The sequence below is a fragment of the Salinivibrio sp. ML323 genome, from assembly GCF_001995745.1.
Lineage (GTDB): Bacteria > Pseudomonadota > Gammaproteobacteria > Enterobacterales > Vibrionaceae > Salinivibrio > Salinivibrio kushneri.
Map to the genome: position 1 here is coordinate 1 of NZ_MUES01000027.1, position 12,729 is coordinate 12,729.

The following is a 12,729-nucleotide window of genomic DNA, read 5'->3' on the forward strand; positions in this document are numbered from 1 at the left end:
ACACAAGAGGGTATTTATTGATCTACAACACAGTGAAAGCCTACTTATGTACTTTAAATGTATTATCGATCACAGTTTGTTATGATGGTGCATGCAGCTAAAAGGAGCCGACATGTTGAAACCTCGCTACATGCAAATAGCCGATTTACTCACTGAGCAGATTAAAGATGGCACCCTGACACCAGGCGCGATGATGCCAACTGAGGCCACGCTACAAGCCACCTATGACGTCAGCCGCGTCACCATACGTAAGGCGATGAAGGTGTTGGTTGATAACGATCTGCTCTACCGCGTCCGAGGTAGTGGCAGTTATGTAAAAGCCCCTAAAGCACAGCACAACGCCTTTCAACTGATGGGGTTTATCGAAGAAGTCTCAGCGCAAGGCAAAACACCCAGCTCAAAAGTGATCGCATTTGAAACGTCACCTTGTAGCCACACCATTGCCAGTAAATTGAACTTGGAGGAAGGGACGTTGATTTATGAAATCCAACGTCTTCGTTTGATTGATGGCGAGCCAGAAATCCTTGAGTGCACCTACCTGCCGGTGGCCATGTTTACCGATCTCAGTATCGAAGTGATGCAAACATCAAAATACGACTATATCGAGCGACATAAGGGGATGCAGATCGCGAAAAGTCGCCAATGTGTCTGGCCAGATAGTACGTCAACCTCACTCGCCGCGCGCCTCAATACCCGGGAAAATACGCCCATATTGCGGGTCGAATCCGTCAGTGAGCTTGTCGACGGGACACCGTTTGAATATACCGTGAACTACTTTCGCTTGCATCAGTACAGCTTTGAATTCATCGCCCACCGCCAAACGCCACAATAATTCGTTGCCTGGAGACGTCTCGGTTGCGTTGTTGGTCATTACGTGTAATCTTGCCGCATTATCCAATCGCAACCGGCAATCTGATGCGAACAAAAGCAGATAGATGGCGCCATGCTATCGGTTTTGAACTAACGGGCTTGATCTTGGTGGTCTTGGGGCTCAATTGGATCCTCGGGGCGGACATCGGTCACCTTGGGATCATGGGCGCGATTTTTTCGGTGCTCGCCACCCTTTGGAATTATGTCTACAACATTGGCTTTGATAAAGCGATGCTGGCATGGCGGGGCTCAGTGCTTAAAACCTTACCGCTGCGTCTGCTGCATGCGGTGATCTTTGAAGCCGGACTGCTGATTGCGACCATTCCCTTTATCATGTGGTGGCTGTCGATGAGCTTTTGGCAAGCACTCAGTATGGATATCGGGCTAGTCCTATTTTATCTCGTGTATGCGTTTGTTTATAACTGGCTGTACGACTACCTGTTTCCAATCCCAAATGCGCAATCCCAGCAGGGCTGAGTTTTCAGCCCTCAACATCATGGGGACAAGTGATTTACTGACGGAAGGTACGCGGCGAGGGGATCAAGTTGTGTTTGTTCAATAGCCGATACATAGTCGCACGTGATACACCAAGCTCTTTAGCCGCCGCCGACACTTGTCCTTTATTCTCTTCAAGGACGGCGATCAGGGCGTCTCGTTCAGACTCTTCACGGATTTTACGTAAGCTTTGTTTATAATCTCCCTGACGAGGAAGATCTAAGTGCTCCGCTTCAATCACCAGATGATCGGCCAACAGTACTGCCCGTTTCACCTGATTAATCAGCTCGCGCACATTACCCGGCCACGAGTAACTGCTCAACACACGCTTGGCTTCGTCGGAAAACGTCCTCGCTTGTGTGTTGTATTGACGTGCAAACTTAAGCAAAAAGTATTCTGCCAAATCAGGTACATCAGACTGACGGTCTTTTAATGAAGGCATATTAATGCGCAGCACATTTAGCCGGTAATACAGATCTTCACGAAAAAGCCCCTCAGCCACACGTTTCTCCAAATCCATATGGGTCGAGGCAATCACCCGCACATCCAGATCGTGTCCGTATTTGTCATGGCTGATATCTAAGGTGCCCTCTTGCAGCAAGTGCAATAAGTGCCCTTGTAAATGCAGCGGCAGGTCACCAATCTCGTCAAAAAAGAGGGTGCCTTTATGGCATTGGCGGATTTTTCCACGCGAATGCTCGTCGCCCAATAGCGCTTGCTGCATTTGCTCGTCGGCAAGCGCCGAGCATTTAATCGACTCAAATCGCGCCTTTGCACGGGTTGAGGCATGGTGAACCGCTTGCGCTACCAGCTCCTTGCCTGTACCGCTCTCGCCGGCTATCAATACAGACACATCAGTGGGCGCGACACGCCTGACCTGATCACGCAACTTTTTCATCGCTGGGCTGGCGCCTTCCAACCCCATATCGCTATGATCGCCCAGTTGCGGCCATACTTGTCGTTCAAGGCGCAACATACCCAATTGGTGACCAATGGTGCTCATCAACTGCGAGTTAGGAACGGGCGAGGTGAAGTAATCAATACAAAAACTAACAATAAACTGGCAAATGGCTTCGTTCGTCAGTTGGTTTTCTCTAACTAAAGCTAGCCAGCGCACCTGTTTATTGCGGTTAACCAGTGATGCCACACCATTAAGGCTAAAGTCATCATGACTTAAATCGACAATACCTATACAAGGGCCGATATCTTGTAGCAATGACTGCGCGGCTCGCAAATCATAACAGCGATGACAATGCCAACCAGCTTGCTCAAGGGTCGCTAACCAAGGCTCATAGGTCCCGCCGACAACGACGAGTGAGCTCAAGGTTTTGTCAGTCCCCGAATCGAATCCCATAACACCTGCCTTACATCCAGTCTGTCTTTTTCGCCAGCGAATCAAGCCCCTATTATAAAGAAGGGCAAGTTCTAATCTGTCTCAATAAAGAGACATACGATGGGTTGTAATACGGATAATTGTAGCCAGATATCTGAAAAATCCAGATAAAATATCGCAGGTTTTTGAGAAAACAACGACGCAAGGCGCAAAAAAAGCGGCTCATTGAGCCGCTTGTTCTGTGGTCTGTCCAGTATTAACTGCCTTGCTGTGGGCGCATGGCTGGGAACAAGATCACATCACGAATCGTATGCGTGTTGGTGAATAACATCACCAATCGGTCGATACCAATTCCTTGTCCCGCCGTCGGTGGCAACCCATGCTCGAGTGCGTTGATGTAATCCGCATCGTAGTACATCGCCTCATCATCACCGGCATCTTTGGCATCTACCTGGGCTTTGAAGCGTGCATCTTGGTCTTCTGCGTCGTTAAGCTCCGAGAAGCCATTCGCCACTTCACGCCCACCGACGAAGAATTCAAAACGGTCGGTCACAAACGGGTTATCATCATTGCGACGCGCCAGCGGTGAAATATCGGCTGGATATTCGGTGATAAAGGTTGGCTGAATCAACTGCGGTTCAGCTGTCTCACCAAAGATCTCTTCCAGCAACTGTCCAGCCGTCCAGAATGACTCAACACTGATTTTGAGTGATTTCGCTATCGAGGCAAGGTGATCACGATCTTGTACCGTCTCATACGTCAGCGCCTGAATATCAGCATGATCAGGGTTATATTGCTTGATAGCATCGAGCATGGTCATTCGCGGATAAGGCCCTGCGAAATTAATCTCATGCTCACCATAAGGCAATACAGACTGTCCCATCACGTCCAGCGCCACGCGAGAGAGCATGTCTTCCGTAAGATCCATCAGATCATTGTAATCGGCATACGCCATATAGAATTCCATCATGGTGAATTCAGGATTATGACGCGGTGAAAGCCCTTCATTACGGAAGTTACGGTTCACTTCAAACACACGCTCAAAGCCGCCGACAACCAAACGCTTTAAATAAAGCTCGGGCGCCACACGTAAGTACATGTCGATATCAAGTGCATTATGGTGGGTGGTAAAGGGACGCGCGGTAGCACCGCCTGGGATGACGTGCATCATCGGCGTTTCCACTTCCATAAAGTGTTTTTCCACCATGTAATTACGGATGGCGGTGACCACACTTGAACGCACTTGGAATGCGTGACGCGATTCTTCGTTGACAATCAGGTCCACATAGCGCTGACGATAGCGCAGCTCCTGGTCCGCTAGCCCATGGAATTTTTCCGGTAGCGGACGCAAGGCTTTCGTCAGCAGTTGGTAGCGCTCCATGTTGACATACAGATCGCCTTTACCAGATTTATGTAGCGCACCGTGCACGCCAATAATGTCACCGATATCTAAGCCTTGGTACTCGGCTTTCAGCGCCTTTTGCACGTCTTTTGACGCATAGGCTTGAATACGGCCCGAGACATCTTGTACCACCATAAATGGACCGCGTTTAGCCATGATGCGGCCCGCAATGGTCACTTTGTGGTCCAGTGTTTCGAGTTCCGCTTTTTCTTTCTCGCCAAATTCAGCTTGCAAGTCAGCCGCTAAGTGCTCACGACGGAAATCATTAGGATGGCCGTTTGCCTTACAATTTTCACGAATGTGAGTGAGCTTGGCACGACGCTCGGCAATCAGCTTATTTTCATCTGGTAACTGGTCAGTCATAGAAAACCCTTTACATTAATTCGTCATTACAGGCCAGATTTGAGGCTGGCTTCAATAAATTTGTCCAAGTCGCCGTCGAGAACGGCCTGCGTATTGCGGTTTTCAATACCGGTACGCAAGTCTTTGATACGCGAATCATCTAATACGTAGGAGCGGATCTGGCTGCCCCAACCGATATCAGATTTGGCGTCTTCGTTGGCTTGTTTTTCCGCGTTTTGCTTTTGTAGCTCAAGCTCAAACAACTTCGCACGCAGCTGTTTCATCGCCTGATCTTTGTTTTTATGCTGTGAGCGATCGTTTTGGCATTGCACCACGGTGTTGGTCGGCACGTGGGTGATCCGCACTGCTGACTCGGTGGTGTTAACGTGCTGCCCACCCGCACCAGAAGCTCGGTAGACATCAATCCGTAAATCTGATGGGTTAATATCGATATCAATGTTGTCATCGATTTCCGGGTACACAAACGCCGAGGCAAACGAGGTATGACGACGGCCCCCCGAGTCGAAAGGCGATTTACGCACCAGACGATGAACGCCCGTTTCCGTGCGTAGCCAGCCGTAGGCGTATTCACCGGTGATGCGTACCGTGGCAGATTTTAATCCAGCCACATCCCCCTCAGATACTTCAATCACTTCAGCTTTGAAGCCTTTCGCATCCGCCCAGCGCAAGTACATGCGGAGCATCATGTTGGTCCAATCTTGCGCTTCAGTACCGCCTGACCCGGCTTGCAGGTCAATATAGCAATCAGACGCATCGTGCTCACCAGAAAACATGCGGCGGAATTCTAGCTTGGTTAGCTTGGCTTCAAGCTCCACCAGCTCCGGCTCCACCTCGTCAAAGGTTTCTTGATCGTCTTCCTCGACGGCCAGCATCAACAATTCGTTGACGTCTTCGCCGCCTTGGGTCAGTTGCTCGATGGTTTCCACCACCGCTTCTAGTGAGGCGCGCTCTTTACCCAGCGCTTGTGCACGTTGTGGTTCATTCCACACGTCCGGTTGTTCTAACTCGGCATTAACTTCTTCTAGACGCTCTTTCTTGGCATCATAGTCAAAGATACCCCCGGAGGACATCGGTACGTTCAGCGATATCTGCGAGGCGATTTTTGATTGGATTAATCTCAAACATGGTCAAGCATCTTCATTATTAGCGGAAATTTAACCGCCGAATTTTAGCGAATTGTCGCGCCAATAAACAGGGCGTGATGGAAAAAGCCGCATATTTAAGCGGCTTCAAGATGGGAAATGATCAACTGGGCGCTGCGATTACCGCGAAACTCATTGATATCCAGGCGGTAAACAAGTCGTAGCGTCTTGGTACTGGGATCGGGCCAGCGACGCAAATCAACGTTAAAAGCAATCGCATCAATCATGGTGCCGCCGCCCTCGGGCTCGACCATCAATTTTAAGTGTTTGCCGCCCACCAGTTTTTGCTGCAGCACCTTAAAAATGCCATCGAACTGCGGCTCCGGGAAGCCTTGTCCCCAAGGACCGCCTGCTTGAATGGTTTCTGCTGTCTCTAACCCCAGCTCGTGGCTGTGTAAGGGACCATCAGTTAACAAGACACCTTTTAAGTCATCATCACTGACTTGCTCACGCACCTGCGCATCAAACTGCTTGGCGAACGTATCAAACTGTGCCTCGTCGATGGTCAGTCCGGCTGCCATGGCATGGCCGCCAAACTTTTTAATTAATCCAGGGTTTAAGGTATCAATCCGATCCAATGTATCGCGCATATGCAAACCAGGAATCGAACGCGCTGAGCCTTTTATCAGTCCATCCCCCCCATCGGCAAACGCAATCACAGGGCGGTGAAATTGATCTTTTAAGCGCGAGGCGAGGATCCCTATCACTCCCTGGTGCCAGTCTCGCTGAAAAAGTGCCAGTCCCACCGGCAACTCACGCTCAGACTGCTCGGCAATCAAGCGCTCACACCAAGCCACGGCTTCTTGCTTCATTCCTTGCTCAATGTCTTTGCGGGTTTGATTGAGCGCATCCAACTCAGACGCCATACGTCTGGCAGCATGAATGTTGTCACACAGTAAAAGCTCAACCCCAAACGCCATGTCATCCAAACGCCCCGCGGCATTGATCCTCGGCCCCAATGCAAACCCGAAATCACTGGCGACGAGCGTGGCCATGTTGCGATTAGCCACCTCGATGAGCGCCTGGATCCCCGGGCGGCAACGTCCAGCACGGATCCGCTGCAACCCCTGATGCACAAGAATGCGGTTATTGCCATCTAACGCCACCACATCGGCGACCGTGCCCAGCGCGACCAAATCGAGCAACTCGGCCAAATTGGGCACGGGGATGCCTTGCTGCTCAAACCACCCTTGATAACGCAAATGTGCGCGCAGCGCCAGCATCAAATAAAAGGCGACCCCGACACCGGCAAGCGCCTTCGAGGGAAAACCACAGTCATCCAGATTCGGGTTCACCATGGCGTCGGCCTCAGGCAGTGTCTCACCCGGTAGATGGTGATCGGTCACCAGCACCTGCATACCGAGCGCTTTGGCGTGCGCCACCCCCGCCAATGAGGACACCCCGTTGTCCACAGTCATGATAAGCTCTGCTCCCCGCTCCGCGGCTTGGTCAACCACCTCAGGGCTTAAGCCGTAGCCATCGTCAAAGCGGTTTGGCACCAGGTAATCGACACGGGAGGCACCCATCATGCGTAAGGCTTTGACGGAGAGCGCTGACGATGTTGCGCCATCGGCGTCAAAGTCACCCACAATCAAGATCGATTGATGGGTCTTTAGCGCCTCGGCGAGCAAGTTAACGGCAGCATCAATCCCGGTTAACGCTTGATATTGATGCAAACCAGCCACGCTGCGGTTGAGCTCGCTGTCTTCCTTTAAACCACGATTAGCGTATAAGCGTTGCAATAGCGACGGAATGGCATCGCTGAATGCCGGTGTCACTGACGGCGTACGTCTTTTTATTTCTATCATGAAGTTGTCACCAGTTATCGGTTAGCCGCGTGGGTGGTGCGTTTGATGCAGCTGCTTCAAACGCTCGGTGGCCACATGGGTATAGATTTGCGTCGTCGATAGGTCACTGTGTCCAAGTAACATCTGCACCACGCGTAAATCGGCCCCATGATTGAGTAAGTGAGTCGCAAACGCATGACGTAAAACATGCGGCGACAGATCATTGGTCTCAATCCCTGCCAGTTGCGCGTAATACTTGATGCGATGCCAAAAGGTTTGCCGTGTCATCTGGCGTGCTCGTTTGCTTGGGAAAAACACATCAGTACTGGTCTCTCCCAGCAATAGCGGGCGACTATACGCCAAATAATGCTCCAGCCAATCCACGGCCGACTCCCCCATCGGCACCAAGCGTTCTTTATCCCCTTTACCAGACACTCGTACCACACCTTGGCGCAAGCTCACATTCTCCATCGTTAGCCCGATAAGCTCTGTCACTCGCAAACCCGTCGCATATAACAGCTCCAACATGGCTTTGTCTCTAAGCTCAAGCGGATCGTCGGTATTCGGTGCCATTAAGAGTGCATCGATTTGATCCTCCGTGAGATCTTTCGGTAGCCGCTTGGGCTGTTTCGGACTGATCAGAGTGGCACTGGGGTCGTCGGGACGCAACTTCTGTCGATACAAGTACTGGAATAGGCGACGCAACGCCGACACCATACGACTGCGCGTGCTGGATTGGTAGCCCTGCTCATGTAGCCAATATTGGTAATCTTGTAAGTCTTGCTTGCTCACCGTTACCAGCGAGCGAGTATCGAGCCAATGGCACAGCTTCAATAAATCTGTGCGATACGAATTTAACGTGTTTTCGGAGAGCCCGCGCTCCATCCACATTGCATCCAAAAATTGCTCGATGCGTTCAATGTTGTTCGTCACCTTCAGCCCACTTGGTTATTAATCGAAAAAACACGCCCATCACTTGGGTCACGGCCAGCCGCGATTATACAAAATGTCGCTTCCTGTTGCTGGATCATATTACCGTTGAGCAGGTAAACTGCGCCCATGACACACAAACGAGTCGTGCTATGAAAATCGGTCTTTTTTATGGTTCTACCACCTGCTACACCGAAATGGCCGCGGAGAAAATCCGTGACTTTATCGGTGATGATTTGGTCGAACTACATAATGTCAAAGAAACACCGCTCGCCAAAATGGCAGATTACGATTTGCTGCTACTTGGGATCTCAACCTGGGATTTTGGTGAGCTACAAGAAGATTGGGAAGCGGTTTGGCAAGACATTGATAGTCTCCAACTAGACGGCAAAGTCATCGCCTTGTTTGGCTTGGGCGACCAAGAAGGATACGCCGAATGGTATCTGGATGCCATGGGCATGCTCCATCAGCAACTACAAGGCTGTGGCGCACAGTTTATCGGTTACTGGTCTACCGAAGGTTACCGTTTTGATGCCTCAAAAGCCGTCACTGAGGACGGCAAGCAATTTGTCGGTCTTGCCCTTGATGAAGACTCTGAGTACGAACTCAGTGACGAACGGATCCAAAACTGGTGCGAGCAAGTGCTGGTCGAGTACCAAGCGTTACTCTGATACGCGGCCTGTTTAATCCCCTCAAATAAAAAACCGCGCCCAACCAGCGCGGTTTTTTCTTCACGACTATGTCGCGGTCAATATGATTAGGCTTCCGCTAGCGCATTAGCACGTGATCCAACAAACTTTGCCACGCCCATTGCCACCAGTGTGGGCAGCAGCCAGGCCATGCCGACATCAAACAGCGGTAGGAAGCTAAAGGCACTCATGTCAGCGCCCATGACTTTTGCCGCATCAAGCAAGCTAAAGAGTAGCGCCACGCCCAACACGAGGCGATACCCTAGCGCTGGGTTTGGCAACCAGCGACGGATGAAGGTCAAGCCAATCAGTGCAATCGCAACCGGGTATAATGCGAATAAGACAGGAATAGAAATAGCGATAAGCTGTTTAAGGCCCACATTGGCCACCACCGCACAGACAGTCGCGACGACGACCACCCAGCGACGATACGTCCATGATGTGAGCGAGCTAAAGTAATCGGCACACGCGCTCACCAACCCAATCACAGTGGTCAAACACGCCAGGCCAATGATCGCCGCGAGGATCATTTGCCCGACCGGGCCAAACAGTGCATCCACGTAAGCGGCCATGATTTCGCCGCCATTTTGCGTCCCTTGCGCCACCACACTGGCGGTTGAGCCTAAATAGAACAGCGACACGTACACAAACGCCAATCCAGCCGCGGCGATAATACCGGCGTAAATCAGATACATGCAGGTTGCTTTGTTGTCTTCGATACCTTTTTTGCGGATCACATCGACAATCAACATGCCGAACATCAAGGCCGCAAAGGTATCCATGGTGTTATAACCTTCCAAAAAGCCGGTTGTCAGCGCGTTTTCAACATAGCTACCCTGCGCGGCCACCACGTCGCCTTGAGGATTGATGATCACTGCAATAGCCAAAATCGCGAGCGCCGCGAAGAGCAGGGGCGTCAAGAACTTACCGATGGTATCAATCAGTTTGCCTTGAGAAAGCGAGAAAAACATCGCGACGGCAAAAAAGACCACAGAGAAAGCGCCCAGCTCTAACTGTCCTGGCGCAGATAAAAAAGGTTTAAAACCAATTTCATAGGCAACCAGTCCGGCGCGAGGGGCGGCAAAAGCAGGGCCAATAATGATAAAAATCAGCACGGCCATCAGTGTCGCGACACCCGTTGGCAGATCACGGGTCAGGCCTTTCCAGCCGCCGCCTGCGACCGCAACCGCAATGATACCGATTAAAGGAAGACCGACCGCGGTGATCAAAAATCCGATCATCGCGGCGGTGTAATGATCACCGGCTAACATGCCAGCTTGTGGGGGAAAGATTATATTTCCAGCGCCTAAGAAAAAGGCAAAGGTCATAAAACCTAACGCTAAAATATCTACTAATTTTAAACGTTTAGTCACGATGTATACCTACAGCTTGAAGATAGTGTTTGCAATCAATAATGTTTCACCCAGCTGAAACGCTCATTTATAATATTTTGTTTCAGACGATGGGCAGAGCGCAGAATAATGAAGAAGTTCATAGTCACAGTAAAGGCATTGACAAAAAACCTTGTGATCTTCTGCTTTAGCAATAACAATCAGCTCAATAAACTATCTATCATGTTATCCATGGTATTTTTTAACGATCAATATCGATAACATAGTGGTTACACAAAAGACAAAAATGCTAACTCTTGATGCCACTACGTCGCCAGAGTGCAGGACACATGAGCCAATTTCGCTTTAAACAATTTGTTATCGACCACGGCAATTGTGGTATGAAAGTCAGTACAGATGGTGTACTGCTAGGCGCTTGGGCTCAGCCTGGGACGGCGAGCAACAGCTTGGACATTGGGACAGGGACCGGTTTGTTAGCGCTGATGTTAGCACAACGTTTTGCTCATCTATCGCTGACGGCGGTCGAGTTCGATCCGTCCGCCTTTCACTGCGCCACGTTAAATGTGAGAGCGTCACGGTTTGCCGCGCAAATCCAATTGCACCACGGTGATATTAACGACTTTGCGTGTCGCGAACAGTGGCAACATATTGTCTGCAATCCCCCTTATTTCACCAGTGGTGCGCTTTCAAGCAACCCACAACGGGCCGTTGCCAGACATGCCAGTACCTTAAGCCATCCCGCGCTTATTGCCTGTCTAAAGCGGTTACTCGCCCCCACAGGGTGTGCGGATCTGATTTTGCCCACCAAAGAAGCCAATGCATTCATTGAAGATGCACAAGCACAAGGGCTTTACTTACAGCGTCGCGTGTTGGTCAGCCCCACTCCGGAAAAAGCCCCCTCTCGTGTATTATTCACGCTAAGCCCGACGACGGGCGCGGTCAGATCTGATACGATCGCGGTGCGCGAGCAAGATGGCGCCTACACGCAGGCTTTTGCCGATCTGACGCGAGCATTTTACCTTAAACTCTCGTAAGCCAAATCGAGCAGCGCCTCGCTATCATTGGCCTTGGGCGCGCTGCCCATTTACACTATTTGCGTCTATAATACCGCGCTTAACTATCCTTGGAGAATTACCTGTGCGAAGCTTTGCCGAACTCGAGCTGGATCCAGAACTGCTCAGTGCACTTGACGATATGGGCTATCAGCGCCCTACGCTGATCCAATCTGAGGTTATCCCCCACGGTATGGATGGACGTGACATCCTTGCCTCCGCGCCAACGGGAACCGGCAAAACGGCGGCTTTTTTGCTGCCCATGTTGCAGCACTTACTCGACTTTCCGCGGCAAAAACCCGGGCCAGGTCGCGTACTGATTCTCACCCCCACGCGTGAGTTAGCCATTCAGGTAGCTGATGAAGCGCGCGCATTAGCGAAAAATACCAGTCTTAAGATCTTCACCATCACCGGCGGGATTTCATACCAAGAGCACGCGGAGCAGCTGGGTAAAACACAGGATATTGTGGTGGCAACGCCTGGCCGTTTGATGGAGTACATTGAAGCCGAGCGGTTCGATTGCCGCGCCGTTGAATGCCTGATCTTAGATGAAGCAGACCGGATGCTCGATATGGGGTTTGCGAATGCGGTCAATCGACTCTCTGATGAGTGCCAGCGCCGCCGTCAGACCATGCTCTTCTCCGCCACACTAGAAGGGCGCGGGGTAGCAGGCTTTACCGAGGATCTGCTAGATAACCCTGAGCTGGTGGATGTAACACCGCCACGCCGCGAGCGTAAGAAAATCACCCAGTGGTATCACCGCTGTGATGATTTGGAGCATAAACGCGCCTTGCTTACATCCATTGTTACCGAACAGGCAGAGCGCGCGATTGTATTTATTAAAACACGTGAACGCTTGGCGGAGCTTCGTGATTATATGCAGTCACAAAAACTGGATTGCGCCTGGATCCAAGGTGAAATGCAACAAGCGAAACGTAACAATGCCATTAACCGGTTTAGCGAAGGAAAAGTGAAGGTCCTACTGGCCACGGATGTCGCGGCACGCGGTATTGATGTCCCAGATATTACCCATGTGATCAACTATGATCTCCCGCGCACAGCTGATGTCTATCTGCACCGTATTGGTCGCACGGCGCGCGCAGGCAAGAAAGGCTCTGCCATCTCACTGGTCGAAGCCCATGATCAACCGATGATGGATAGGATCACGCGCTACATGGATGAAGAGATTAAAGAGCGAACCATTAATGGCTTGAAGCCTAAACATAAAAAAGCAGAGCACAAGAAGAAAAAAAAGAAGCAAAGCGTTAAAAACTCGAGCAAAGTCAAAAAGCCAAAAAAACGCAAATAGAACTA

General features: G+C 50.8%; 11 protein-coding genes. 5 read left to right on the top strand and 6 right to left on the bottom strand.

Going from position 1 to position 12,729, the window contains the following annotated elements:
• Positions 1–112: 112 nt before the first annotated feature.
• Both BZG13_RS12555 and BZG13_RS12560 read left to right on the top strand, forming a co-directional pair.
• Positions 113–832, top strand: a complete 720-nt coding sequence (locus BZG13_RS12555) for a GntR family transcriptional regulator (protein WP_077459011.1) — start codon at positions 113–115, stop codon at positions 830–832.
• Positions 833–915: 83 nt separating this feature from the next.
• Positions 916–1,347 (top strand): PACE efflux transporter, encoded by a 432-nt coding sequence (locus tag BZG13_RS12560; protein ID WP_069362105.1) that lies wholly within the window; start codon positions 916–918, stop codon positions 1,345–1,347.
• Positions 1,348–1,381: 34 nt separating this feature from the next.
• Here BZG13_RS12560 and BZG13_RS12565 read toward each other — a convergent pair whose 3' ends face one another.
• The 5 genes from BZG13_RS12565 to xerD form a co-directional block, all read right to left on the bottom strand.
• Positions 1,382–2,719, bottom strand: coding sequence for a sigma-54-dependent transcriptional regulator (locus BZG13_RS12565; RefSeq protein ID WP_077486863.1), 1,338 nt, complete (start codon positions 2,717–2,719; stop codon positions 1,382–1,384).
• 235 nt (positions 2,720–2,954) lie between these two features.
• Positions 2,955–4,463 carry a lysine--tRNA ligase gene (gene lysS / locus BZG13_RS12570; RefSeq protein WP_077486864.1) on the bottom strand — a complete coding sequence of 503 codons (1,509 nt, stop codon included), beginning with the start codon at positions 4,461–4,463 and terminating at the stop codon, positions 2,955–2,957.
• 26 nt (positions 4,464–4,489) lie between these two features.
• Positions 4,490–5,588 (bottom strand): peptide chain release factor 2 gene (prfB, locus tag BZG13_RS12575; RefSeq protein ID WP_100298016.1). Its coding sequence is split into 2 segments (ribosomal slippage): positions 4,490–5,512 and positions 5,514–5,588, totalling 1,098 coding nucleotides; the frame shifts between segments, so codons are not numbered across the junction.
• A 94-nt stretch (positions 5,589–5,682) separates the two neighbouring features.
• A complete protein-coding gene (gene recJ / locus BZG13_RS12580) occupies positions 5,683–7,413 on the bottom strand; it encodes a single-stranded-DNA-specific exonuclease RecJ (protein WP_077486865.1) in 1,731 nt (576 codons plus the stop codon).
• Between the two features lie 21 nt (positions 7,414–7,434).
• Positions 7,435–8,325 (bottom strand): site-specific tyrosine recombinase XerD, encoded by an 891-nt coding sequence (gene xerD, locus BZG13_RS12585; protein ID WP_077486866.1) that lies wholly within the window; start codon positions 8,323–8,325, stop codon positions 7,435–7,437.
• 149 nt (positions 8,326–8,474) lie between these two features.
• Here xerD and fldB point away from each other — a divergent pair, with 149 nt between their 5' ends.
• Positions 8,475–8,993, top strand: a complete 519-nt coding sequence (gene fldB / locus BZG13_RS12590; protein ID WP_069362101.1) for a flavodoxin FldB — start codon at positions 8,475–8,477, stop codon at positions 8,991–8,993.
• A gap of 86 nt (positions 8,994–9,079) precedes the next feature.
• Here fldB and brnQ read toward each other — a convergent pair whose 3' ends face one another.
• A complete protein-coding gene (gene brnQ / locus BZG13_RS12595) occupies positions 9,080–10,384 on the bottom strand; it encodes a branched-chain amino acid transport system II carrier protein (RefSeq protein WP_077486867.1) in 1,305 nt (434 codons plus the stop codon).
• A gap of 308 nt (positions 10,385–10,692) precedes the next feature.
• On the opposite strand from brnQ, the gene BZG13_RS12600 reads away from it, so the two are divergent.
• Positions 10,693–11,397 (top strand): tRNA1(Val) (adenine(37)-N6)-methyltransferase, encoded by a 705-nt coding sequence (locus tag BZG13_RS12600; RefSeq protein WP_158011731.1) that lies wholly within the window; start codon positions 10,693–10,695, stop codon positions 11,395–11,397.
• 103 nt (positions 11,398–11,500) lie between these two features.
• The gene (srmB, locus tag BZG13_RS12605; RefSeq protein WP_077486869.1) at positions 11,501–12,724 is read left to right on the top strand and encodes an ATP-dependent RNA helicase SrmB; all 1,224 of its coding nucleotides are present in this window, start codon (positions 11,501–11,503) and stop codon (positions 12,722–12,724) included.
• The last annotated feature ends 5 nt before the right edge of the window (positions 12,725–12,729 follow it).